This is a genomic window from Stenotrophomonas maltophilia group sp. Smal12 (assembly GCF_037079935.1).
Classification (GTDB): Bacteria; Pseudomonadota; Gammaproteobacteria; order Xanthomonadales; family Xanthomonadaceae; genus Stenotrophomonas; species Stenotrophomonas sepilia.
Map to the genome: position 1 here is coordinate 25,956 of NZ_JBAWUK010000009.1, position 23,826 is coordinate 49,781.

Here is a 23,826-nt window from a genome sequence, read left to right on the forward strand (position 1 = left end):
ATGCGCAGGTTCTGGCCCAATCTGCTTGGCAACCAGCTGGTCTGGCTGTGCGCCGTAGCCGGCGCCGGGCGCGGCTGGCAGTGGCCGGCGTTGCTGGCAGCCTCTCTCTACATTGGCAGCCAGCTGCTGACGTCGCCGCAACCACGGCTGGACCTTCGGTTGATGGTGTTGGCACTGGCCTGCGCATGGCTGGTCGATGCCAGCGCCGCCGCCAGCGGCACCGTGCGCTACGCCGCCGCCCCGCTGGGCTGGGTGCCACCCCCCTGGATCATGGCGCTGTGGGCCGCGTTCGCGATGACGCTGACCACCTCGATGCGCTTCCTGCTGCGCCACCCGGCCTTGCCGGCTCTGTTCGGCCTGCTGTTGGCACCGCTGGCCTATCTCTCCGCAGCGCGCGGTTTCGATGCGGTCCGTTTCGCCGCACCCACGTGGCAGGGCCTGCTGGTGTTGGGTGCGGGCTGGAGCATCGCGCTTTCGCTGCTGTGCGTCACCGCGCGTCGCGGCTCTCGCACCACCCCGCCCTCCCTGGCCGGAGCATCGTCATGATCAATCTGCTGTGGGTACTGCTGTATGCCGTGCTGGTGATGAGCTGGGGCTGGGCCTGGCAGCGCCGCCACCAGAACATCGGCGTTGTCGACGTGCTCTGGGCCAAGTGCGTGGGTGCGTCGGCCCTGCTGCTGGCGCTGCTCGGCGATGGCGCGATGTTGCCTCGGGTTGCGTTGGGCCTGCTCGGCGGCCTGTGGGGCGGCCGGTTGGCGCTGCACCTGTGGCGCCGGGTCCGTAGTGAACCCGAAGACGGGCGCTACCGTTATCTGCGCGAACACTGGCAGAGCCGCCAGGGCAAGATCTTTGGCTTCTTCATGGCGCAGGCGCTGCTGGTCGTGCTGTTCGCTCTGCCCTTCGTTGCGGTGGCAGCCAATTCCCATGCCGGCCTGACACCGTGGACAGTCGCCGCAGCACTGGCCTGGCTGATGAGCGTCGGCGGCGAGAGCCTGGCCGATCGCCAGCTCGCACGTTTCCGTGCCGACCCGGCGAACAAGGGCCGCACTTGCCGCGAGGGGCTCTGGCGTTATTCACGCCACCCCAACTACTTCTTCGAGTGGCTGCACTGGTTCACCTATGTGCTGCTCGCCGTCGGTTCCCCCCTGTGGTGGCTGGCGTGGGCCGGGCCGCTGCTGATGTATCTGTTCCTGCGCTATCTCAGCGGCATCCCCTTCACCGAGAAGCAGGCGTTGCGCAGCCGCGGCGACGACTACCGTGCCTACCAGCGCAGCACGCCGATGTTCTTTCCCTGGTTCCCCCGTTCTTCCAAGGAGCATTCCGCATGAGCGCGATCCCGTCACTGAATCCGGCTGAAGATGCGGAAACCGGGCTGATCGCCTGGGCCGAACGCGGGCTGGTTCCCGATGCGGCGCTGCGTGCCGGCATCCGGCGCCTGTGCGCGCAACGCCTGCACGAGGAATCGGCGGGGGGTATCGAGGCACAGTCCGCGCGCTTCAGCCGTTGCATCGCAGAACTGACCGACAGTCCGCTCGCATTGCATACCGACGCGGCCAACCGCCAGCACTACGAAGTTCCCGCGGCATTCTTCCAGGCCTGCCTGGGAAAGCGGCTGAAGTACAGCAGCTGCTACTACCCTACCGGGCGCGAAACGCTGGACCAGGCTGAGGAAGCGATGCTGGAACTGTATGGCCAGCGCGCCGGACTTGCCGACGGCCAGCAGATTCTCGAACTGGGCTGTGGCTGGGGTTCGCTGACCCTGTGGATGGCCGAACGCTATCGGCAGGCCAACATCACTGCGGTATCCAACTCGCACAGCCAACGCCAGCACATCATGGCGCAGTGCCAGGCCAGGGGCCTGCACAACGTCGAGGTGCTGACCTGCGACGTCAACCAGCTTGAGCTGCCCACGGCACGCTTCGATCGCTGTGTCTCGGTGGAAATGTTCGAACATGTGCGCAACTACCAGCGACTGCTGGCGCACATCGCGCAGTGGCTGAAGCCCGACGGCGCGCTGTTCGTGCACATCTTCGCCCATCGCACGCTGATGTACCCGTTCGAGACCGAGGGCGGCGACAACTGGATGGGGCGCCATTTCTTCACCGGCGGCCTGATGCCGGCCGCTGACACGCTGCTGCATTTCCAGCGCGACCTGCGACTCGATCAGCGCTGGCTGCTGGACGGCACCCACTACCAGCGCACCGCCGACCATTGGCTGGCCAACCAGGATGCGGCCCGCGAGGCGGTGATGCCGGTACTGGTCGCAACCTACGGCCAAGCGGCGGCGAAGATCTGGTGGCAGCGCTGGCGCATGTTCTGGATGGCCTGCGCCGAGCTGTTCGGCTACGACGATGGCCAGCAGTGGCTGGTTGCCCACTACCTGTTCCGTCCCCGTTGAGGTGTGACATGCGCATGCGCTCCCTGCTTCCCCTGCTGGCCTTGAGCCTGTTCGGTTCCGGCTGCAGCTCCAGCGATACCCGTCCCCTGCCCCGCCCGCCCTCGGTGGACGTGCCGCGCTTCATGGGCGACTGGTATGTGATCGCCCACATACCCTCATGGCCGGAGCGCGAGGCCTTCGACGCGGTGGAGAGCTATGCGCTGCGGCCGGACGGGCGCATCCAGACGACCTTCACCTATCGCAAGGGCAGTTTCGACGCCCCGCAGAAGTCCATGCACCCGGTTGGACGGGTCGAGAAGAACGGCAATGGCGCGATCTGGGGCATGCAGTTCATCTGGCCGATCCAGGCCGAGTATGTGATTGCCTGGCTGGACGACGACTATGGCCAGACCATCGTCGCACGCAGCAAGCGCGACTATGTCTGGTACATGGCACGTACCCCGCACGTATCGGACAGCGACTACCAGCACGCCGTGCAGCGCATCGCGGCCATGGGCTACGACACCGGCAGGCTCAGGCGCGTGCCGCAGTCGGTGCGATAGATTGCGCTACCGCCCACTACTCGGCTCGCGGGTGACCAGGCACCCCGGCGTGACGCGTCACATTAATGTCCTGTCAAAGGGTGCCGGCAGCCCTGCAACCCAGGCCAGCTGTACCCAGCGAGAGCGCACCAGGACACTGCGTCCACACGGCTTTCAACCTGACGATACGTCCAGCCCATGGATCAGCTCTTATCGATGGAGCTCATCCATCGATCTTTAGGAATAGTCGTAAAAACGCAACAAATTCGATGTTCGACGCGACAGCGGCGCCAGAATGGCGGCCACGCCCACGGGCGCTGACCACCTCCCGCGCATGAATGGATTTCCTGCACCGCGCCGGCTTCGACTGGCGCTCCTGGACGACCATGAAGTCGTCCGTCGCGGCACCGCCCTGCACCTGTCAGGCGATCTCCGGTTCGACATCGTCGCCAGCCATGGTTGCAGCAGTGCGCTGATCGACAGCCTGCACCGCTTGCCCGTGGATGTGGCCATCATCGATCTCACGCTCGCCCGTGGCGACCTGGGCGGCATCGAGCTGGTTACGCTGCTCTGTCGCGAATTCCCGCGCACACCAATGCTGGCCTTCGCCACGCTCTCTCCCACCACGAATCTCAACAGCCTGATCGATGCCGGACTCGGTGGGTTCGTCAGCAAGGCCGAACCCCTTGCGGCATTGTCCGACGCCATCGTGCGCGTCTTCCAGGGCCTGATCCGGATTCCGCCGGACGTCAGGCTGGCCGGCGATCGTGGCGAGCTCAGCCGCAACGAGCGGGAGGTACTGGAGCTGCTGCTGGAAGGCCTGACCGTATCGGAGATCGCGCTGCGCCGGCACCGCAGCATCAAGACCGTCAGCACACAGAAGGTCGCGGTGCTGCGCAAGCTGGGCTTGCGCAGCGATGTGGAGATCTATGCGCTGCGTGAACGGTTGGAGTCGCCGTGAGGCGCCATGCGCCATTGCGTCCGTGCCTGCTGATCCGGGGGTTGCTGGTACTGCTTCTCCTTCCCGCCGCGTCGGCGGAAGATATCCGGTCACCACGCTGGCTACCGGGCAGCAGCGTGCGGGTCTCCACCGCTCCGTCCCTACGCCCCGTGCCCGCAGCGATGGCCGATCCGTCATCACCGCCGACGCTCGCCCATGGCTACGCCAACCTGGTGGCGCGTCACGCCCAACTCAGCTTCCTGGAACACCCCTATCCGACGACCGCCGCATCAATCCTCGCTGTATGTCATCACGAGGCCGACCTGGTCATGGTGTTTGGCGGCGCGAGACACCAGAAGCTGCCCTGCCCCGACCTCGCCGCGTCCAGCCGCTTCCGGGGTGGCGCCACCCTGCTGGCAGGGCGCGCCGGTGAATGGCTGCCACGGGAGATACGCGAGCTCGACGGCCGGGTGGTGGCCGTCGTTGAAGGCGGGCCCTACGCCGGCTGGCTGCGCGCGCATCATCCTCAGATCCGGCTGCAGCACCTGCCTGATCGGTACGCAGCATTGACGGCAGTTCAATCCGGCCTGGCCGACGTGGCGATTGGCCTGGAATCCACGCTGCGCCCGCTGGTTCGACGCCATTTCAACGGCAGCCTGCGCCTGCAGCCATTCGACAGCGACTTCTCCACCGACCTCTACCTGCTCGTCCGCCAGGAAGACCAGCAGCTGCTTGAACGCATCGGACAGGCGTTGCGGGAGATCACGCTGGAGGAGCATGCGAGCCTGCTCCACCTGTGGGCAGGCCAGACCCTGCCAGCGGCGGCGGGAAACGCACTGGACTGGATGCAGGCCTCGCCCCCGCGCGGCTGGCTGCTGCTGCCCCCTCTGCTGGTCGCGCTGTTGCTGTGGCCCATGACCCGTCACCTGCGGGTACGCGGCGACCGCCGCAGCGCGCAGGCCATCGGGATGATCAGTCACGAGATGCGCAATTCGGCACAGGCCGTACTGGCCTCGATCGAGCTGCTTGGACGATCGACACTGCCGAAAGGCGAGCGCGATCTGCTCGCCGCTGCCAGCAGCGCCGGCCAATCCCTGCGCGGCCTGTTGAATCGCGCACTGGACTTTTCGCGCCTCGCCAGCGGCGCTTTCAGGCCGCATGCACAAGCCTGTGATGCGACCCGGCTTTGCCGGCAGGCACTGGAGGCCATTCGGCCTCAGGCGCAACAGAAAGGCCTGCAACTGCATCTTGATGCCCCGACCGAACCTTCGCCGATCATTCGGGTGGACATTGATGCGCTACGCCAGATTGCCAGCAATCTGCTGGCCAATGCGGTGAAGTTCAGTGATATCGGCGGCATCGAGCTGCGCCTGCGACTGCTTCCAGTAGCGCGGCCGCAAGAGCTGCTGCTGGAGGTGATCGACAGCGGGATCGGGATCGCGCCCGCACAGGTAGCCGAACTGTTCCAGCCTTTCCATCAAGGCAGCGGTGGGCATCGGCGTGGCGGTAGTGGCCTCGGGCTTTCGATTGCACGCGAGCTGGCACGTGCGATGGGGGGCGATCTGACCGTGCACAGCGTCCTCGGTCGCGGCAGCCGCTTCATCCTGCGCCTGCCGGTATGCGCTGCTGACTCTGCCGAGAGTGTCCGGGACATGCCCGTGGAGGGCACGCCACTGGCCGGGCTGCAACTGCTGCTGGTGGAGGACCACGCACTCAATCGCCACGTCATTGCCGAACAGTTGCGGCGCTGGGGCGCCGAGGTATGTGCCCTGGAAGACGCGGCCAGCGCGCTGGCCGAACAGATACGCCACCCCCGCCCTGCCGCGCTGATCGACATTGGGCTGCGTGGCATCGATGGCTACGCATTGGCACGCGAACTGCGCGCCCGCAGCGGGCATCCGGTCCGTCTGATCGCCTTGTCTGCCCGCAGCGGGCGACGTCACCACGCACGCTGCCGCCGCTCGGGTTTCGACGCGGTGCTGGCCAAGCCGCTGCGCGCCGCCGAACTGCTCGCTGCGCTGGGCATTCCGGCGCCGGAGAGCGTGGACGCACTTGAGCAGGTGACTGAAATGGACGCGGCCTACAGCGCCGACATCTGCGATGAACTCGGCAGGATCGAGCGGATTGTCGATCATGCAGACGCATCGGCGCTCGGTCATCACGCGCACCGATTGCAGGGCGCGCTACAGATGCTGGGTCAATCCGAGCACGCCGCCATCGCGGCCGAGCTGGTCGATCTGGCGCAGGACGCCGCGCCGGACTGGACCGACGCACGTCGCCTGCTGGGCGTACTGCAGGCCGGACAGGGCGCCCGCGTCGCGGGAACCCTGCCCACCCCCTTGATCACGCGGCCAGACGCTCGACCTGGCGACGGGTCAGGTCATTGAAGCGACCCAGCGACATCAGGTGCTGGTGGATCAGTGCCAGCCAGCCACTGCGGTGCCACTCGACCACGGTTGCTTCCGGCAGCGCGACGAACTTCTCGACGTCCACGACCAGGAAACCGTTGAGGTTGAACTCCCGGCCATCCGGGATACGCACGGTGGCGTTGCGCTCCACCAGCAGGCCGTTGTCGACCAGGGCCTTGGAGAAGGCCTGGGTCTGTTCGTGTTCGCGGGTGTACTGGCCGCAGAATTCCAGGGCCTGCTGCACCATCTCGGTGGCCTTGCCATCAACGAACAGCGGTTGGCCTTCTTCGCCACCCTTGACCACGCGTGGGCTCTCTTCGTCGATGCCCAGCAGGAAATCATTCTCCGCACCGGTGTCGATGAAGATGAAGGGGTGGCGGCGCAGGTAGGCGGGAATATAGGCCTCGTCTTCCCACAGGCCATCCTTGATGAACAGGTTCTGGTCGGACACGCCCACGGCAGCCATCGGAACCGCGCTCGGGCCGGCAAACAGGATCGGGAAGTGGTGCAGGGCCAGCGAGAACTCGCCCAGCACCAGCGGAATGGCATTGTTGCCGGCGGCGAACTCGAGCTTGCCCGGCAGGATGCGCAGATCGGCATGCACATCGGCCTGCAGCGGCACCGGGCGGGTATAGAACAGGGGGGCGCCGCTCGGCGCCGCTTCGGTGGTGGTGTCGCTGGTGGTGGTCATGTTGGGAACCGTTCGATCATGCGCGCCTGCCATCCCGGGCACGCCAGCGGGAACAACCTGAATCCCGCATTATCAACAAGCTCGATGACAACGGCCACCCCACCGGCGAACTATTTCAGCTGCAGGGGGTAGCGCTGCCAGAGTACGTGGACCAGGAAACCGGCCAGCTCGGTGTCGCGGGCACTGACCGCCGCACGGATCTTGTCCAGCAGCACCATGTCACTGCAGGAACGCACGTCGGCATGGTTGGCCTGCCCTGCCCTGCGCGCACGATAGCGCGCCGCCCGCTGCGCATCGCTCATCGCGTACCCGAACTTGGGCGGACGACCGCGCTTGCGCGGCAGGGTCAGCTCCAGGGTTCCGGGGTCTTTGTCATCACGCATGAGAGGGGTGCGGGCGGCGGCGAGCAACGGGGGGTGCGCAATTTATCGTGAGGCATCACTTTAATCCAGCTTTTTCTACAGATTTGGTGCGATGCAGCGCCAATGTTGCCGTGTCGGTGCGGATCCATCCACGCATGGCGTGGATCTACTGCAGAGCTCGCGACCCGTTCACCCGGTGGATCCACGCCATGCGCGGATACGGAAACCCGGACAAAAAAAATGGGAGCCCGCGAACGGGCTCCCTTGCCTTCTTCATGCCGCGCGTACTGGCTCATAGCCGTGCAGGTGCGCCTCACTGCTGGCCCGCCCCTGGCTGAGCGAACGCAGCGAGGTGGTGTACCCCACCAGCTGCGCCAGTGGCGCGAAACCACTGACCTCGGCACGACCGTCCTGGTCCTCGATGCGGGCGATGCGGCCATGGCGCCGGTTGAGGTCGCCGACCACATCACCTACCGACGCCGACGGCGAATGCACCGTCACCGCCATCACCGGCTCCAGCAGCTGCGTGCCACCCTCGGCCAGCGCCGCCTTGATCGCCTCGGCGCCTGCGCGATGGAACGCCATCTCCGAAGAGTCCTTGGCATGGGTCTGGCCATCGACAAGACTGACCTCGATGCCGACCACCGGATGTCCCTGCGGACCTTCCGACAGCGCGGCACGCACGCCCTTTTCCACCGCTGCGATGAAGCTGCGCGGCACAACGCCACCGACGATGCGGTCGTTGAACACGACAAGGTCGTCGTCGCGCGGCGCCACATCCAGCACCACGTGCGCGAACTGGCCCTGGCCACCGGTCTGCTTGACCAGCCGCCCGACGACACCGGTCATCGGGCGCATCAGCGTCTCCTGGTAGGCCACGCGCGGCGCACCTACGGCCACGTCGACCTTCCATTCGCTGCGCAGGCGCTCGACCATCACTTCCAGATGCAGCTCACCCATGCCCCAGACCAGGGTTTCACCCGTTTCCCGGTCCGTTTCCACACGGAACGAGGGATCTTCCTGGGCCAGGCTGGCCAGTCCCTGCGCCATCCGGATCAGGTCCGCCGCACGCGCCGGCTCCAACCGCCAGGCCAGCACCGGCGCCTGAGCCTGGATGTTCTCCAGGCGCAACGGCAGCGCACGGCTGCTCAGCGTCTCGCCACTGACCGCATCCTTCCAGCCCAGGACCGCGACGATGTCACCGGCCACGGCCTGCTCGATGTCATGGGTCTGGTCGGCCTGCACCCGCACCAGGCGACTGACACGCCGCCCCTGCGGATGCTGCGAACTGGCCACCGCGTCGCCCACCTTCAAGGTGCCCGAGTACAGCCGCACGAAGCTCAGCGCCCCGTGCTGCTGGTGGGTGATCTTGAACAGCAGGCCTGCCAGTGGACCGTCCGGATCCGGCGGCAGCATCACCTCGCCCTCATCGCTTTCAGCCCTGACAGCAGGGCGGTCCAGCGGCGACGGCAGGTAATCGACCACGGCATCCAGCAGCGTCTCGATGCCCTTGTCCTTGAACGCAGCACCGGCCAGCACAGGCACGCCTGCACCTGCCAGCGTCGCCCGCCGGATCGCCGCGCGCAGCATATCGGCACCAATCACGCGACCTTCCAGCCAGGCATCGGCCAGTTCTTCGTCATGATCGGCCACAGCTTCGACCAGCGCATCGCGCTGGGCCTGCCATTGGGCGCGCGCCGCTTCGTCCCACGGGGTCACCGTGGTTGCGCCGCCCTCCTGCCACTGCAGCACGCGCGCATCGACGAGATCGACCCAGCCACTGAAGCCGCTTTCGCTGCCCAACGGCACGCCCAGCGCCCACGGCCGCGCGCGCAGCTTGTCCTGCAGCTGCTCCAGCACGCGCTCAAACGAAGCGCCTACGCGGTCCATCTTGTTGACGAAAGCGATCAGCGGCACGTGATGGCGACGCGCCTGGCGCCACACCGTCTCGGACTGCGGCTGCACGCCATCCACGGCCGAGAACACCGCCACGGCGCCGTCGAGTACCCGCAGGGATCGCTCGACCTCGATGGCGAAATCGATGTGGCCGGGGGTATCGATCAGGGTCAACCGATGCGGCGGCAGATCACGCGGTGCCCACTGCGCCTGCACGGCGGCCGCGCCAATGGTGATGCCCCGTTCGCGCTCGATCGCCGAGAAGTCGGTGGTCGCATTGCCGTCGTGCACTTCGCCGACGCGATGGATCTCGCCGCTTTTCCACAGCAGGCGTTCGGTCAGCGTGGTCTTGCCGGCGTCGATGTGGGCAATGATGCCAAGGTTGCGACGGCGGGAAAGGACTTGGGTGTTCATGAGATAGGTTCCTGCAAAGCCAACTACGGGGGCCGCGCACCCCGGTTGGCGACAGGGTGCGCGGCTAGCGTTCGGTCTCGGCGATCTGGTGCATGGCACGTTCTCCTTGCGGTACGTCGGGTTAGGGAAATGAAACTGCAGAAACGAAAAGAGCGCCCCGAAGGGCGCTCTGTGGATGATCCAGCGATAGCCGCTTCAGCGGCCCTGTGGAGCTCCAGGCAGACACGCCCGTTCCGCGCTTGCGCGGGCCAGGGTGAAAAACTTCAGGAGCGGCATCCGGTTCATGGGGCGCATTCTAGACCTGCCAATCTGGCGCGCAAGTGAATATTGCGCACATGAATGGAACGATGAGGCCGACAACGATAGGGGTCAGATCCCTTTGCCAGGGGCAAAGGGATCTGACCCCTGGCAGCCCTCACTTGCAGCCGTGCAGCTTGCGCGCCTCGGCCACTGTTGCAGGCTGGTCATCCCCCATCGACATCCAGCCCTTCAACGAAATCGCCGGGTCCACGTGCGGCAGCCGTGGGCCACCATGAATCACGACCTCGATCCAGCTCCCCACCGGCGCCAGCTCGGACAGGCGTGCCGCCTGATCATCCTCGGTGCTGAATGTGTCGTCCGGGCCCGCCGGCGGCGTGGTATTCACGGTTTCCGTCTTACGGGTCCGGACCCGAAGAGCACCATCCGGCAGCCGCTGACTGATCACGTCGTAGCGCTCGATACCGTATGCCCAGCTGTTCTCGCCAACACTGCGGGTCTCGCTACCGTCATCCGCCACGGTCACCACCTCGCCTGCCGGCCCGACAACGCCCGCGACAGCCCCCAGGCCGGACATCAGTGCCTGATAGACGATCATCTGCCGCTGCTCGGTAGTCAACGCTCCGGCCTTGAGCTTGGCGGCAGGAATCTTCAGGTACGCCGCTTCACTGCACAGCACCAGCACCTGCTGGTCGTCCCAGCTCACCGACATTTCCTCGTTGGCAAAGTACTGCGTCTTCATCGACGTCACTGCGGCACCGTCGCCACTGGAATGCCGGGTTTCGATCAGCGAGGCATTCTCGGCCGCGTTGGTCAGCGAAACCTGGGAGGTCGACGCTGCATGGGCTGCGTAAACGGAAGCAATCATCGCGGCAAGCAGCACGCTGCGGGTAACCGTGCGGAACATGGCATCAGTCCCTTGAAGAAGACGAAGCCGCCATGATACCCGGAGCAATCGGGCGGACCTTCGCTCAGGTCACCACCACCAGCGGAACCCCGCGCCGCGGATGCTCCAGCACCACCACATCCTGCTGGTAGACGCGCCGCAGGTTGTCTTCGGTCAGCACCTGCAACGGCGTGCCATCGGCCGCGACCCTACCCTGTTCCAGCAACACGATGCGGTCGGCATAGCCTGCGGCCAGATTGAGGTCGTGCAGGACCACGATCACGCACGCACCGGCTTCGGCACAGGCACGCACACTGCGCAGCGTGCGCTCCTGATGGCGCAGATCCAGCGCAGCAGTGGGCTCATCCAGCAGCAGCAATGGCGTGTCCTGTGCCAGCACGCGCGCGAACGTGGTCCGGGCGGACTCACCACCGGACAGCTGCTGCACCTCGCGCAGGCGCAACGCCTGCAGTTCAGCGGCTTCGATCGCAGCTTCCACCTGGGCGTCATCGGTGACCGGGTCCGGCGGATGCGGCAATCGCCCCATCGCCACCACCTCTTCGACGCTGAAGGCAAAACGCACGCCGTGCTCCTGCGGCATCACCGCGCGCTCGCGCGCCAGCGGCCCCGCCTTGTAACTGGCCAACGGCATGCCCAACAGGCTCACCTCCCCCGCATCGGCGCGCAGGTCGCCGGCCGCGACCGCCAACACCGTGGACTTGCCCGCACCGTTCGGGCCCACCAGTGCGGTCACCGTACCTGGTTCGAACGCCAAGGAAATGCCGTGCAGGATCTCGCGTTGCTGGCGGCGCACCACCACCTCGTGCAGCTTCAGCAGCACACTCATGGCACCGCCTTGCGGCGCTGCTGCAGCACCAGCCAGAGGAAGAACGGCGCACCCAGCGCGGCCGAGAACAGGCCCAGCGGAATCTCCGCGGGCGGATCCAGCGTGCGCGCGGCCGTATCCGCCACCACGATCAGCAGTGCACCCAGCAGGCCGGACAACGGCAGCAGCCAGCGATGACCGGGACCCACCAGCAGGCGCGCCACGTGCGGCACCACCAGGCCAACGAAGCTGATCGAGCCCGCAAACGCCACCGCCGCCCCGACCAGCAGCGCGCTGAACGCCACCAGTCGACGCCGCGTGCGGGTCACATCCAGCCCCAGATGCTGGGCCTGGCGCTCGCCCAGCGCCAGCATGTCCAGCGGCGTTGCCAACCGTTGCAGCGCCAGCACACCGATGGCAAACAGCGGTACCACGGCGGCCACATCGGCCCAGTTGGCACGTGCCAGCGAGCCCATCTGCCAGAACACCAGCGACTGCAGTTCGCTTTCGCTTGCGATATAGGTGAGAAAACCGATCAGCGCCGAACAGAAGGCCGCCATCGCGATACCGACCAGCAGCAGCGTCGCATTGCCACTGCCCTTGCCCGGCCGCGCCAGCGCATAGGTCAGGCCGATGGCCAGGGCGCCACCGACGAAGGCGGCAACCGGCACCAGCCAACCGGCGGCGCCGGCAGCGCCGAGAACAATGGCAGCCACTGCACCCAGCGCAGCACCCTGGCTGACACCGACGATGCCGGGGTCGGCCAACGGATTGCCGAACAGACCCTGCAGGCTGGCACCGGCCATCGCCAGCGACGCACCGACCATCGCGCCCAACAGGGCACGCGGAATACGCAGCTGCCAGACCACCGCCAGATCGCGGCTGCTGACCGCCTGCGGATCAAGCAGGCCCAGCTTCACCGCCAGCGCCTGCATCACCTCCAGCGGTGGCAACCGCAGCGGGCCCACGGCGAACGACGCCAGCACCGCCCCCAGCAGGGCCAGCAACGCCACCATCAACATCGCCCGCCCGCGACGGCGGCGCTGATCTGCTGGACTCATGCCTTCGGCAACGCTGCCAGGGCCTTGGCCAGCGCCAGCGCGCCCGCACCAGAACCCACGCTGGTGTACTTCAGCTGCACATCCGGCATCACCCAGACCCGGTTGGCCTGCCCGGCCGGGGTCTGCTTCAGCGTCGGGTATGCCTTCCACAGGCCCTCGGCACCGCCGAACAGCTGCAGATCGTGCTCGGTCACCAGGATCACTTCCGGTGCCGCCGCGACCACGCCCTCGTTGCTCAGCTGCGAGTAGTTCTTCACCCCGGCCTCGGTGCCGATGTTGATGCCGCCGGCCAGGGCGATCAGCTGCGCCGACGCGCTGTCGGCACCTGCAACAGTGGGCGAGCCGCCAGCGCCGGTCGCCGATACGTGGATCAGTCGTGGCGCATGGCCCAGGCCCTTGCCAATCGCTGCAGCCTCGTCGAGCTGGCGCTGCACCTGCGTGGCCAGTGTTTGCCCCGCTTCGGCCAGCCCTAGTGCGGCGGCGACCTTGCGCACCTTGTCCGGCGCCGGCTGCAGGTCATCGATGACCACCGCCGGCTCGCCCACCTCGCGCAGCTTTCTCGCCAGCCCGGTGTGGCGGCGCAGGCTGTTGCCGAGGAACAGCGAGCCCTGCAGGCTCAGCACGCCTTCCACGCCCGTGGTGCGGTTGAACAGGAACTGGTGCGGGGCAGCGAGGCCGGCCTGCGTGGTGGTGTTGGTCGGTGCCGCGTACACCTGCTGGCCCAGTCCCAGCGCCTCGATCACCGCGATGACGTCGTCACCACCGGCAATGATCCGGCTGGTGTCGGACACTTCAATGTCAGCACCGTCATCGGAATGCACTTTGGCCGGCAGCACGGCCCTCTGTTCATGCACCGCTGGCATCTCGGCACCGGCCACGCGCTGCCAGCCTGCCGGCAACGCGGTTTCGGCAGCAGCTGTTGCGGCAGGCGGCTCGGCGGCCTTGAGGCCATCAGACGGCGTTGACGAGCCACTGCAGGCAGACAGCGCCAGCGAAACAGCCAACGGAAGCGCACACAGGCGCAGACGGGACGCGATGTTCATGCTCGTTCTCCTTGCTGGTAGGGCGACGCGCAGGACGCCCTGCCCTGTGACTTACTGCTTCGGGGTGATGCGGGTGATGCGGTCACCCTTCGGATCTTCGGCGCCACGCGACTTGTTCACCGCAAACACGTTGCCCTTGCCGTCGGCACGCACATGGTTCGGAAGGGTGCCGCCATCGAGGTTGGCCACCACCTTGCCGTCGCCGTTCACCACCGTGACCGTACCGGCGCCGCGATTGCTGACATAGGCCAGGCCGGAGGCATCATCGAAGGCGACGTTCAGCGCGCCAGCGCCGACCGGCACGTCATGCAGCACCTTGCCGGAAGCCACATCGACGATCAGCAGGTTGTCGGTGCCCTGCGAGGCCACGTACAGGCGGTTGCGCGCTGCGTCGAAGGCCACGCCCGAGGCGCTGATCGAATTGCCCAGGTCGATGACCTTGTCGACCTTGCCGCTGGCCACATCGATCACCGCCGCTTCCGGCGTGCCGATGCTGACGGTGAACAGCTTGCCGCCCTTCTCGTCCAGCACCAGGCTCATCGGCGTGAACTTGCCATCATCCACGCCGGACTCCAGCGTCACCTGCGGCAGTTCCTTGAACGTCTTCGCATCGAACACCGACAGGTGGTCCTCACCCGTGGCCGAAGCGAACACCTTGCCGTGGGTGCCGTCGACCACCACGTCGCGCGCATGCGGCACGGTGTCGACCGGGAACTGGTGGACCAGCGAGAGGTCCTTCTGGCGATAGACCGCGATCGAATTCTGGCGGGTATTGGTCACCCAGACATTGCCATTGATGTCATCCACGCCCACACCGTAGACCGCATAGACCGCGCCGTTGGTGCTGCCCGGCACCTGCGCCGGGGTGATCGCCCTGGTCACCTTCAGCGACTTCGGGTCCAGCTTCAGCAACTGCGACTGGGTCACCGGCGGACGGCCCACCGCCGAGGTCACGAACACCGCATTGCTGGCGGCGCTGTAAGCGGACTGATACAGCCCCGGCACCAGCTTGTTGGACTGGGTGGCGAACTGCGCCTGGCCGGACAGCGGCAGTTGCGGCGACACGCGCAGCTTCAGCACCGTGGCCGCAGCCGGCTGGCTGGCGCGCACCACCACCGGGTGGGTGCCCGGCACCGCATCGGCCGGAATGCTCAGCTGGGTCTTGAAGTTGCCGTCGGCATCGACCACCAGCGGCTGCGTGTTGAGCACGCTGTCGCCACGCAGCAGGCTGACCTTCTGGCCCGGCACGAAGCCACGACCAACTACGTCGGCAGTGCTGCCGGGAACCACGTTCTCACCGCGCGAGACGACCTCACCCTTGAAGGTGGCGTTGGCCGGCTGATCGAACACCGGCTGGGCGGTGGCGGTCACCGCCAGCAGCAGACCGGCGGCGAGAGAGGTAAGGCGGAAAGACGGACGGAACGACATGGCAGGCTCCTTGCACACGTAGGCCGCGCCGCGTGGCGCGGGATTCATCGGTTGCCTGGGCCGCTGCACGCCGGCAGCCTCGCCTGGGTAGTGGGGTCGCACGGCATGGCGTGCGAAGGCATTCATTCGGCGGCGCTGTCCCCGCCACTGGGCGCGCCGTCGCCGGTGCTGCGGTCGGACACGCCATACAGTTCATGCAGCGCAGCGTGGAACGATGCCGGCAGCATCGGGCCGTGGCCGAGGCCATCGAACTCGCGGTACTGCACGCTCAGGCCCGGCACCCTGCCCAGCCGCTCGGACAACTGCATCGCCGCATCCGGGGTGGCGCCACTGATCCGGCGCAGGTGCGCAACCACGCGCGGGTTGCTCATATCGCGCTTGCCGCGATCACCGACCCGCTCGGCGCCGCCCAGCATCAGCCAGAGCTTTGCCGGCTGGCCGTGCACGTTCTGCACGAACTGCTGCTCCGGATCACCCAGCGCCGCGCCCTGGCTCCACCACAGCGACGGACTGGCTGCCAGATAGGACTGGAACGCGGCAGGTCGCGTGTACAGCGCATTGAGCACGAATAGCCCGCCCAGCGAATGACCCCACAGCGCCTGCTGCTGCGTATCGATGCGTGCGCGTCGCTCGACTTCCGGCTTGATGCGGCGCTCGATCACATCCAGGAAAGCCGCAGCGCCGCCGCCGACTGCCTGGGTCGTGCCGCTCTCGTCGTCGGCACGGTCGATCCACGCGGTGTAGTCGAAGGTACGCGCCTTGGAATCGATGCGCAGGTCGTTGTCGTAGCCGATCAGCACCAGTACCGGCGGTGCCTTGCGCGCGGCCAGCTCGGCCAGCAGCGGCTGGTCCAGCACCATGGCCACGGCATTGCCATCCAGCGCGTACAGCACCGGGGACGGGGTCTTGCCGGCCTTGGCCGGAATCGCCAGGTTCACCCGCCAACGGCGCTGCTGGTCCGGGCTGTCCACCACGAAACGTTCAAAGCGATAGCTGGCCGCCGGCTCGTCCAGCACGGTGTGGCCGATCTTCTGCAGCGGATTGCGCTGCTGCGCATGAGCGTAGGGCGCGGCCATCAGGACCCCCATCATCAGGGCGGCCATGCCGCGGGCCAGTGGACCACGGCGCAAAGGCGGGACGAAATGCTTCATCAGCGGCGGCAGGAGCGGCCGATGGCCGCCGGTTCATAGGGGACCGCAGTCTACCTTAAACGCGAATGATTATCACATCGATCGAACGTCACGCTGTGTATCACGCGCGCGATGCGTTCATTTTCCCGGTTGCACCGGAAACACCGGATCCACTATTTTGCCGGACAGCGGGGCGCAGGAGCGCCCTTCCCTCGCAGGGCTGCGGATGGATGGGCAATCGAGCCGCCGGCCGCGCCCTGTCCTTTGCCAAACCCATCCACGCATGGCGTGGATCTCCTGACCACCATCCACGGGAATGAATCCCGTGACTGCGAGAACACCTTGAAGCGCACCGCCCTGATCGCCCTTTCCCTCGGCCTGATTGCACCGCTGGCCGCCCATGCCGCACAGGACCTGCCAACGCTCTACCAGGCCTTTGAAGAGGCCGGCAATTCGTCTCTCGGCATGGACGAACTCAACCAGACGGTGACATTCACTGCCGTGGCCCTGGGTGTCTCCAGCAACCTGGCGGGCGAGCCGCTGATCGAGGCCGGCGACGACCAGGGCAATGTCCTGGCCCGGCTGACCAGCGACGACGAACAGCAGGCGGCCAAGCTGGGCGCACTGGAAGAAGGCGCGACTTTCACCGCAAGCTGCACGCTGCAGTTCAGCTCGGGAACGGATTACCTGTCCTTCGGCGACTGCAGCATCAAGTAAGAAAGAAGCCGGCGAAACGCCGGCTTCGTTTTCCCGCCCTGTAGAAGTCGAGCCATGCTCGGCTGTCGCTTCCGCAGGTGCTGCTGGGTCGGTCCAGAGCGGAGTCGAGCATCGCTCGATGCTACATAAGCCAGCTCAACGGCCCTTCGCGGCCCTCGCCGCCTCACGTTCGGCGCGCAGGCGATCAAGCTTTTCCTTCAGCTTGATCTCCAGGCCACGCGGCACCGGGTTGTAGTACACCCGTTCGCCCATCGCATCCGGGAAACCGGTCTGGTCCAGCGCGATGCCCCCCTCGGCATCGTGGTCGTACTGGTATTCGGCGCCGTAGCCCAGCTCCTTCATCAGCTTGGTCGGCGCATTGCGCAGATGCAACGGCACCTCTTCGGTACCGCTCTGGCGCACGTCGGCCTTGGCCTGGTTGAACGCGGCATAGCCCGCGTTGGACTTGGCGGTGCTGGCCAGGTACAGCACCAGCTGGGCGAACGCGAGCTCGCCTTCCGGGCTACCGAGCCGCTCGTAGATGTCCCAGGCTTCCAGCGCCATGCTCTGCGCGCGCGGATCGGCCAGGCCGATGTCCTCAATGGCCATGCGGGTCAGTCGACGTGCCAGGTAGGATGGATCGCAACCGCCATCTAGCATACGGGTCAGCCAGTACAGCGCGGCATCCGGATTGGAGCTGCGCACGGATTTGTGCAGCGCTGAAATCTGGTCGTAGAACTGCTCGCCGCCCTTGTCGAAGCGGCGGGTACGATCGGCCAGCACCTGGGTCAGGGTCTGCGGGGTGATGCGCCCCCCCTCCCCACCCGCCAGTTCGGCGGCGATTTCAAGAAGGGTCAGTGCGCGGCGCACGTCACCATCGGCAGCGGTGGCGATTTCCAGCAGCAGCTCGGGCGCAACCTCGATACCCTCCTCGCCCAGACCGCGTTCGCGGTCGCCCAGCGCGCGTTCCAGCGCTTCGACGATATCGGTTGGCGATACCGCTTCCAGTACGTGCACGCGGCAACGCGACAGCAGCGCCGAGTTCAGCTCGAACGACGGATTCTCGGTGGTGGCACCGACGAACAGGATCGTGCCGCGTTCGATGTGCGGCAGGAACGCATCCTGCTGCGCCTTGTTGAAGCGGTGCACCTCGTCCACGAACAGCACGGTGCGCCGGCCCTCAGCGAAGCGCTGTGCGGCCTCTGCCAGCACCTGACGCACTTCCGGCAGCCCGGACAGCACCGCGGAGATGGCACGGAACTCGGCATCGGAGTACTCGGCCAGCAGCAGTGACAGCGTGGTCTTGCCGCAGCCCGGTGGCCCCCACAGGATCATCGAGTGCACACGTCCGGATTCGACTGCACGGCGCAATGCGCTGTCCGGCGCCAGCAGGCGCTTCTGCCCGACCATTTCGTCGAGGGTGCGCGGGCGCATGCGCTCGGCCAGCGGGCGCAGATGTTCCCGATCAACGCTCAGCAGATCGGGGCCGGGGAAGGAAGTTGAACGATGTCTTGCCACCCGCTCATTGTACCGCGACAGGGTGACGACGATTCCGGTAGTGCCGGCCGCTGGCCGGCAGATCAAAATTGCGTCAACCAAGGTTGACACCCACCAAGGCGGTGCCGGTTGACACCCACCGGAGCAGGCAGCGCCGGGCCATGCCCGGCATCCCCGATCAATTACCGATAACGTCGGTGCCCTTCGGCGGCGTAAAGCTGAAGGTGCCAGCCGCGAAGCCCGGGTTGCGCTTCCAGCCGCTGAAGCTGATCACGGTGCGCTGGCCAACCGCATCGGTGATTTCCATCTTGGCCAGGCCCTGGGCATTGAAGCCCAGCGCGGCGTACTGGAAGCTGGCCTCGGTCTCGCGCTTCGGCGACAGCGACAGCCACTGCAGGCCATCGCGCTGCGCGGCCTCTTCGCTGACGTCGTACTGCTGTTCCAGCAGCGCCGGGTTGATCAGCGCGGTCAGCGGGCTGTTCTGCTCTTCCTTGCCCTGCTCGCGCACGGTGGCCTGCTCCAGGTCCGGCTCGTACATCCAGACTTTTTTACCGTCGGCCACGATCAGCTGTTCGTGCGGGCGCACGTATTCCCAGCGGAACAGGCGCGGCGCCGACAGGGCCACGCGGCCACTGGTCGATTCCTTCACCTTGCCGCGGCTGTCGAACACCTGCTGGCTGAACTGTCCGTCCAGGCCCTTCAGGCCACTGGTGAAGGTCTTCAGGTCATCGCGGGCGCCAGCCCAGGCACTGCCGGCGGCGGCGCAGGCCACGGCCAGCGTGGTGGTGGCAAGGAAACGGCGGAAGCGGAAGTTCATGCGGAAATCCTGTGGGCGCGGGCGCCAGGAAAGGTGGTTGCCAGTGTGCCCGGAGAAAGATGAATGGCCGATCAGGGCGACATTATGCCGCCCTGAACGTCCATCGGCGATTCAGCCGCCAGATGCCGGCAGCTTGCCGTACAGCACCTGGCCGCGGAAGCCGCGACGCACTTCGCGGTACAGCGCGCGGAACGCGGGGTAGTCCTGCGGCTGGCACAGCGCCTCCGGCCCACGCACCGCGTTCTGCCGCAAGCGGTGGTGCACGATCACGTCCTGGCCCTCGCGGCTCCAGTCCACGCGGTACTCGCCGGCGGCGTTGGCGAAACGCTGGCTGGCCGGGATGGCGATGATCGGCGCATTGGCCGGGAACTGCAGGCGATAGGTTTCCTCGCGCAGGCTGGCATTGCAGTAGAACGGCGTCTCGTTGGCCGGCGCCGAGGCGGTGGCGTACAAGCCACGCACCGACTCGCCGCCCGGCGGATCCGGCACGGCCATGCCGCCGGCCACGCTGAAATCGGCGTAGTCCTCGGCCTGGAACGCCATGCGATAGCCGAAGGGCCGGGTCAGGTCGACCGGCACGCCCTGGATGTGCAGCTGCCCTCGCCCATCGAAACCGGACGAGGCCATGATCTGCTCTTCAGCGCGCGCACGGTTCTGCGCGTTGAGCTGGGAGAACTGCGCACGCATGCCGATCTCGGCGTTCTCGCCAAGCTTCGGAATCGTCTCACCGCGCAGGTTGCCGTTGGCGTCGAAGGTGAATCGCACTTCCATCGAGGTGGCATTGCGCTCCGGCGTGTTGGCCGGGGTACGCGCCAGCGTGGCGTCACGGGTACGCATCACCGGCGCACCCAGGTCACCTTCCGGCAGCTGCCCGAAGCGTGCCCACGCGGTGGTCGAATCCAGGTAAAGATCAAACTCGGGGATATAGGTGATGGCGTGGTTGAAGCGGCCCAGCACCGGAATCTTCGGCAGCGTCGGGCCGCCCCCCGCACCGATCAGCACCGGCGAGCTGGCGATACCCTTGGCCGCCAGCAGCGCCTCGAGGATCGTCACGTGGTCCTTGCAGTCACCATAGTGATTGTCGAGGATGCTCTGCGCGCTGTTCGGCTCCAGGCCGCCGTTGCCCAGGTACACCGCCACATAGCGGATGTTCTGCGCGACCCAGCGATACAGCGCATCAGCCTGTTCGCGGCGGTCGCTGATGCCGGCGGTGATCTCATCAGCGAGCGCCTGCAGCGCCGGGGTCACCTCGGCCGCCGGGCCCGCCTTGAGCTGGTAGGCGCGCCCCATCTGCGACCAGTCACGATACGTGCTGGCCATGATGTTCGGGCCGAACTCCCAGCCCGCCGCCGACCAGTTCTGCGCCGGCATCGCCTCGCGGCGCTGGTAGCGCCAGCGCCATTGCGCCTGGCCATTCTTCACTGTCGGCCGGTCACTGCCCTGCACGCCGCGGCTGTCCACGTACATCGGCAGGTTGGCCGGCGCACTCAGGGTGACCTCGGCGTCCTCGTACTCGGTGAACACGTTGAAGGTCTCCCACAGGCCGAAATAGCCCGGGAAGTACGGCGTAGCCTGGGTGCGACGCACCTGGTAGTACAGGCGCGTGCCCGGGGCCAGGTTCGGGAACACGATCACCCGCACCTTGCGGTCGGCATACATCGCCGCCGAGGCGCTGGAGTAGCTCTCCTGCGTGTAGATACGGTCGGCCGGAACGTCGCGGCGCTGGCCGTCGGCAGTGATGGTGTAGGCGCCAAGCACCTCCAGCGTTTCCATCTTCTCGCTGTAGCTCAGCCGCACCTGGCTGAACTGCTCGACCGAGGCCTTGGTCTTGAGCAGGACCTCGTAGGTTTCGGTCTGCACATTGCCCGCATCCGGCCGGACCTGGTAGTCGGCGCGGTAACGGACAATGCTGAAATTATTGCTGGCTTCGGTATCGCCGCTGGTGGAAGGCGGCGCCGTGGCGGGCGCGGAGGTGGCGGTTTCTGCCAGTGCCGGGCCGGCAGCCATCAGGGCAGCCAGCGCCAGCGCCAGCGCGCTTGGTACGGGGTGAAGCATGCGTCGGTTCCTTGGACGTCGTGGGGGATACGTCGGGTCTTACTTCGGCGGCGGCGGTGCCAGCACCGTGCGGTCGCCGTTGTGCTCGGGCGGGCTGACCACGCCGGCCGCTTCCATGGCCTCGATCAGTCGCGCTGCACGGTTGTAGCCGATCTTCAGCCGGCGCTGCACGCCGGAAATCGAGGCACGGCGGGTCTCGGTGACCACCCGCAGTGCTTCGTCATACAACGGGTCGGACTCGTCGCCAGCGGAGCTGTTCTCGGGCAGGCCGGTGGCGCCGACGACCACGCCGTCGCCCATCGTCTGCACTTCGTCCAGCACGCCGTCGACATAGTCGGCCGGGCCCATCGCCTTGAGGTGCTCGACCACGCGGTGCACTTCGTCGTCGGACACGAACGCACCATGCACGCGCTCGGGCAGCGCAGTACCCGGCGGCAGATACAGCATGTCGCCGTGGCCGAGCAGGGTCTCCGCGCCGGACTGGTCGAGGATGGTGCGCGAGTCGATCTTGGAGCTGACCTGGAAGGCGATGCGGGTCGGGATGTTGGCCTTGATCAGGCCGGTGATCACATCCACCGACGGGCGCTGCGTGGCCAGGATCAGGTGGATGCCAGCCGCACGCGCCTTCTGTGCCAGGCGCGCGATCAGCTCTTCCACCTTCTTGCCGACGATCATCATCATGTCGGCGAATTCGTCGATGAAGATGACGATGAACGGCAGCGTTTCCAGCGGACGCGGCGCCTCGCCCAGCTCCGGGTTCGGCTTGAACAGCGGATCCATCAGCGGCTGGCCGGCGTCCTGGGCTTCCTTCACCTTCTTGTTGAAGCCAGCCAGGTTGCGCACACCCACCGCGCTCATCAGCTTGTAGCGGCGCTCCATCTCGGCCACGCACCAGCGCAGGCCGTTGGCGGCCTCCTTCATGTCGGTAACCACCGGCGCCAGCAGGTGCGGAATGCCCTGGTAGACGCTCAGCTCGAGCATCTTCGGGTCGATCATCAGCATCCGCAGGTCTTTCGGCGAGGCCTTGAACAGCAGGCTCAACACCATCGCGTTGACCGCCACCGACTTGCCCGAACCGGTCGTACCGGCCACCAGCAGGTGCGGCATGCGCGCCAGGTCGGCCACGGTCGGGCGGCCGGCGATGTCCTTGCCCAGCGCCAGGGTCAGCACGCTGGCCGATTTGTCATATTCCTTCGAGCGCAGCAGCTCGGACAGGAAGATCATCTCGCGGGTGACGTTGGGAATTTCCAGGCCGATGACCGACTTGCCCGGGATGACGTCGACCACGCGCACCGACTTCACCGACAGGCCGCGCGCGATGTCCTTGTCCAGCGAACTGATCTGGCTGACCTTGATGCCCGGTGCCGGCTCGATCTCGAAGCGGGTGATGACCGGGCCAGGGTTGGCGCCGACCACCTGCGCATCGATGCGGAAGTCCTTCAGCTTGAACTCGATCTGCCGCGACAGCGTTTCCAGCGTTTCTTCGTCGTAGCCCTTCGGCTGCGGCTTGGGATCATCCAGCAGCGCCAGCGGCGGCAGGTCGGAACCATCGCCGTTGACGCCACGGAACATCGGAATCTGGGTATCGCGCTTGGCACGATCACTCTTCTCGATCACCGGCTCAGGGCGCGGTTCGATCTTTACCGGCTCGCGCTTGGCGCGCACTTCGGCGTCGGCCTTGCGCACTTCCTGGCGCTCCTCGCGCATCACCCGGGTCTGCTTCCACTCGGTGACTTCTTCCTTCTTGCGTTCCAGCAGTGGCGCCAGCGACATCACGCCACGGCCGATCTTCTCCATCACCGTGAACCAGGACAGCCCGGTGGCCAGGGTGATCGAGGCCAGCAGCAATACCAGCACGAACAGGTTCGCCCCCAGCGCGCCGAAGCCCACCGTGAGCGAATTACCCACCAGCTTGCCGAGGATGCCGCCGGCACTGGCGACATCGCCACTGAACAGGCGCACATGCAGGAAGCCGGTGCCGGCGATCAGGAAACCGACCAGGCCGACCAGGCGCAGCGCCGGGTCCAGATCGTTCTCGCCCTTGCTCTCGCGCTTGAGGCCGAACATGGCGATCCACGCCAGTGCGCCGAGCACCACCGGCAGCAGGAAAGCGATGTAGCCGAACAGCTGCAGCAGCACGTCGGCAATCCAGGCCCCGGCGCGGCCACCCAGGTTGTGCACCGGCGCGACCACGCTGCCGGTATGCGACCAGCCCGGATCCGTGGCTGAATAGGTGAACAGACTGGCCGCCAGGTACAGCAGGGCCGGCGCGATGGCGATCAGGCCCAGATCGCGCCAGAGGCGCTGGCGGCGTGGATTGTCGGTCGTCGCCGCCGCGGCCGTGCGACGTGACGCCTTGCTGTCGTCGGACTTGGAGCGTTCGGGGACCTGCTTCGCCACCTTAGACCATACCTTTGGAATGCGCTGTTAGTGATTGATAATAAATGAGACGGCGTCAGTTTTCAGTTATGCGACGCCCGACAGGGCAATCCGAGGCCC

The 23,826-nt window shown here is 66.6% G+C and carries 20 protein-coding genes; 7 read left to right on the forward strand and 13 right to left on the reverse strand.

What is annotated here, in order from left to right; all coding sequences use genetic code 11:
* The 6 genes from WDC87_RS05755 (at nt 1) to WDC87_RS05780 (ending at nt 6,246) form a co-directional block, all read left to right on the forward strand.
* Nucleotides 1–546, forward strand: coding sequence for a DUF2878 domain-containing protein (locus WDC87_RS05755; protein ID WP_088497489.1), 546 nt, complete (start codon nt 1–3; stop codon nt 544–546).
* Complete coding sequence (locus WDC87_RS05760) at nt 543–1,328, forward strand: DUF1295 domain-containing protein (protein ID WP_151354956.1); 786 nt, start codon at nt 543–545, stop codon at nt 1,326–1,328. The genes WDC87_RS05755 and WDC87_RS05760 overlap by 4 nt, the downstream gene beginning before the upstream one ends.
* Nucleotides 1,325–2,398: a cyclopropane-fatty-acyl-phospholipid synthase family protein gene (locus WDC87_RS05765; RefSeq protein WP_072166998.1), complete on the forward strand. Its 1,074-nt coding sequence runs from the start codon at nt 1,325–1,327 to the stop codon at nt 2,396–2,398. The genes WDC87_RS05760 and WDC87_RS05765 overlap by 4 nt, the downstream gene beginning before the upstream one ends.
* 8 nt (nt 2,399–2,406) lie before the next feature.
* Nucleotides 2,407–2,940, forward strand: a complete 534-nt coding sequence (locus WDC87_RS05770; RefSeq protein WP_061478671.1) for a lipocalin family protein — start codon at nt 2,407–2,409, stop codon at nt 2,938–2,940.
* Between the two features lie 313 nt (nt 2,941–3,253).
* Nucleotides 3,254–3,880, forward strand: a complete 627-nt coding sequence (locus WDC87_RS05775) for a response regulator transcription factor (protein WP_072166996.1) — start codon at nt 3,254–3,256, stop codon at nt 3,878–3,880.
* 161 nt (nt 3,881–4,041) lie between these two features.
* Entirely contained in the window at nt 4,042–6,246 is a 2,205-nt protein-coding gene (locus WDC87_RS05780) for an ATP-binding protein (protein WP_252744647.1), read from the forward strand.
* Here the strand turns inward: WDC87_RS05780 and WDC87_RS05785 are convergent.
* The 9 genes from WDC87_RS05785 to WDC87_RS05825 all read right to left on the reverse strand — a co-directional run bounded on the left by WDC87_RS05785 (nt 6,203) and on the right by WDC87_RS05825 (nt 16,283).
* A complete protein-coding gene (locus tag WDC87_RS05785) occupies nt 6,203–6,958 on the reverse strand; it encodes a SapC family protein (protein WP_053496662.1) in 756 nt (251 codons plus the stop codon). The two genes, WDC87_RS05780 and WDC87_RS05785, sit on opposite strands and share 44 nt — an antisense overlap.
* Nucleotides 6,959–7,068: 110 nt before the next feature.
* A complete protein-coding gene (locus WDC87_RS05790) occupies nt 7,069–7,341 on the reverse strand; it encodes a hypothetical protein (protein ID WP_005409616.1) in 273 nt (90 codons plus the stop codon).
* Nucleotides 7,342–7,593: 252 nt separating this feature from the next.
* On the reverse strand, nt 7,594–9,630 hold the full coding sequence (fusA, locus tag WDC87_RS05795) for an elongation factor G (RefSeq protein ID WP_188241048.1): 2,037 nt from the start codon (nt 9,628–9,630) through the stop codon (nt 7,594–7,596).
* 415 nt (nt 9,631–10,045) lie between these two features.
* Nucleotides 10,046–10,795 carry a hypothetical protein gene (locus WDC87_RS05800; protein WP_227836682.1) on the reverse strand — a complete coding sequence of 250 codons (750 nt, stop codon included), beginning with the start codon at nt 10,793–10,795 and terminating at the stop codon, nt 10,046–10,048.
* Nucleotides 10,796–10,859: 64 nt separating this feature from the next.
* Nucleotides 10,860–11,621: a heme ABC transporter ATP-binding protein gene (locus WDC87_RS05805; protein WP_252744648.1), complete on the reverse strand. Its 762-nt coding sequence runs from the start codon at nt 11,619–11,621 to the stop codon at nt 10,860–10,862.
* On the reverse strand, nt 11,618–12,661 hold the full coding sequence (locus tag WDC87_RS05810) for an iron ABC transporter permease (protein ID WP_252744649.1): 1,044 nt from the start codon (nt 12,659–12,661) through the stop codon (nt 11,618–11,620). Before WDC87_RS05810 ends, WDC87_RS05805 begins: the two co-directional genes overlap by 4 nt.
* Complete coding sequence (locus WDC87_RS05815) at nt 12,658–13,704, reverse strand: ABC transporter substrate-binding protein (RefSeq protein ID WP_252744650.1); 1,047 nt, start codon at nt 13,702–13,704, stop codon at nt 12,658–12,660. Before WDC87_RS05815 ends, WDC87_RS05810 begins: the two co-directional genes overlap by 4 nt.
* A gap of 51 nt (nt 13,705–13,755) precedes the next feature.
* Nucleotides 13,756–15,132 (reverse strand): ATP-binding protein, encoded by a 1,377-nt coding sequence (locus tag WDC87_RS05820; RefSeq protein ID WP_252744651.1) that lies wholly within the window; start codon nt 15,130–15,132, stop codon nt 13,756–13,758.
* Nucleotides 15,133–15,254: 122 nt separating this feature from the next.
* Complete coding sequence (locus tag WDC87_RS05825) at nt 15,255–16,283, reverse strand: alpha/beta hydrolase-fold protein (RefSeq protein ID WP_252744652.1); 1,029 nt, start codon at nt 16,281–16,283, stop codon at nt 15,255–15,257.
* A 321-nt stretch (nt 16,284–16,604) separates the two neighbouring features.
* Between WDC87_RS05825 and WDC87_RS05830 the strand changes: the two genes are divergently transcribed.
* The gene (locus WDC87_RS05830) at nt 16,605–16,979 is read left to right on the forward strand and encodes a hypothetical protein (RefSeq protein ID WP_069138585.1); all 375 of its coding nucleotides are present in this window, start codon (nt 16,605–16,607) and stop codon (nt 16,977–16,979) included.
* A gap of 135 nt (nt 16,980–17,114) precedes the next feature.
* On the opposite strand, the gene WDC87_RS05835 is transcribed toward WDC87_RS05830, so the two are convergent.
* From WDC87_RS05835 to WDC87_RS05850, 4 genes are all read right to left on the reverse strand, one after another.
* On the reverse strand, nt 17,115–18,392 hold the full coding sequence (locus tag WDC87_RS05835; protein WP_227836677.1) for a replication-associated recombination protein A: 1,278 nt from the start codon (nt 18,390–18,392) through the stop codon (nt 17,115–17,117).
* Between the two features lie 241 nt (nt 18,393–18,633).
* Nucleotides 18,634–19,272: an outer membrane lipoprotein chaperone LolA gene (gene lolA, locus WDC87_RS05840; protein WP_005413289.1), complete on the reverse strand. Its 639-nt coding sequence runs from the start codon at nt 19,270–19,272 to the stop codon at nt 18,634–18,636.
* Between the two features lie 111 nt (nt 19,273–19,383).
* Nucleotides 19,384–21,327, reverse strand: a complete 1,944-nt coding sequence (locus tag WDC87_RS05845) for a DUF3857 domain-containing protein (protein ID WP_252744307.1) — start codon at nt 21,325–21,327, stop codon at nt 19,384–19,386.
* A gap of 39 nt (nt 21,328–21,366) precedes the next feature.
* On the reverse strand, nt 21,367–23,727 hold the full coding sequence (locus WDC87_RS05850) for a DNA translocase FtsK (protein WP_180867976.1): 2,361 nt from the start codon (nt 23,725–23,727) through the stop codon (nt 21,367–21,369).
* Nucleotides 23,728–23,826: the final 99 nt, after the last annotated feature.

Excerpts from the sequence above, each read along its gene's own strand:
- WDC87_RS05755 (WP_088497489.1), top strand. The coding sequence starts at position 1 with ATGCGCAGGTTCTGGCCCAATCTGCTTGGCAACCAGCTGGTCTGGCTG.
- WDC87_RS05760 (WP_151354956.1), top strand. The coding sequence starts at position 543 with ATGATCAATCTGCTGTGGGTACTGCTGTATGCCGTGCTGGTGATGAGC.
- WDC87_RS05765 (WP_072166998.1), top strand. The coding sequence starts at position 1,325 with ATGAGCGCGATCCCGTCACTGAATCCGGCTGAAGATGCGGAAACCGGG.
- WDC87_RS05770 (WP_061478671.1), top strand. The coding sequence starts at position 2,407 with ATGCGCATGCGCTCCCTGCTTCCCCTGCTGGCCTTGAGCCTGTTCGGT.
- WDC87_RS05775 (WP_072166996.1), top strand. The coding sequence starts at position 3,254 with ATGAATGGATTTCCTGCACCGCGCCGGCTTCGACTGGCGCTCCTGGAC.
- WDC87_RS05780 (WP_252744647.1), top strand. The coding sequence starts at position 4,042 with ATGGCCGATCCGTCATCACCGCCGACGCTCGCCCATGGCTACGCCAAC.
- WDC87_RS05785 (WP_053496662.1), bottom strand. The coding sequence starts at position 6,958 with ATGACCACCACCAGCGACACCACCACCGAAGCGGCGCCGAGCGGCGCC.
- WDC87_RS05790 (WP_005409616.1), bottom strand. The coding sequence starts at position 7,341 with ATGCGTGATGACAAAGACCCCGGAACCCTGGAGCTGACCCTGCCGCGC.
- fusA (WP_188241048.1), bottom strand. The coding sequence starts at position 9,630 with ATGAACACCCAAGTCCTTTCCCGCCGTCGCAACCTTGGCATCATTGCC.
- WDC87_RS05800 (WP_227836682.1), bottom strand. The coding sequence starts at position 10,795 with ATGTTCCGCACGGTTACCCGCAGCGTGCTGCTTGCCGCGATGATTGCT.
- WDC87_RS05805 (WP_252744648.1), bottom strand. The coding sequence starts at position 11,621 with ATGAGTGTGCTGCTGAAGCTGCACGAGGTGGTGGTGCGCCGCCAGCAA.
- WDC87_RS05810 (WP_252744649.1), bottom strand. The coding sequence starts at position 12,661 with ATGAGTCCAGCAGATCAGCGCCGCCGTCGCGGGCGGGCGATGTTGATG.
- WDC87_RS05815 (WP_252744650.1), bottom strand. The coding sequence starts at position 13,704 with ATGAACATCGCGTCCCGTCTGCGCCTGTGTGCGCTTCCGTTGGCTGTT.
- WDC87_RS05820 (WP_252744651.1), bottom strand. The coding sequence starts at position 15,132 with ATGTCGTTCCGTCCGTCTTTCCGCCTTACCTCTCTCGCCGCCGGTCTG.
- WDC87_RS05825 (WP_252744652.1), bottom strand. The coding sequence starts at position 16,283 with ATGAAGCATTTCGTCCCGCCTTTGCGCCGTGGTCCACTGGCCCGCGGC.
- WDC87_RS05835 (WP_227836677.1), bottom strand. The coding sequence starts at position 18,392 with ATGCGCCCGCGCACCCTCGACGAAATGGTCGGGCAGAAGCGCCTGCTG.
- lolA (WP_005413289.1), bottom strand. The coding sequence starts at position 19,272 with ATGAACTTCCGCTTCCGCCGTTTCCTTGCCACCACCACGCTGGCCGTG.
- WDC87_RS05845 (WP_252744307.1), bottom strand. The coding sequence starts at position 21,327 with ATGCTTCACCCCGTACCAAGCGCGCTGGCGCTGGCGCTGGCTGCCCTG.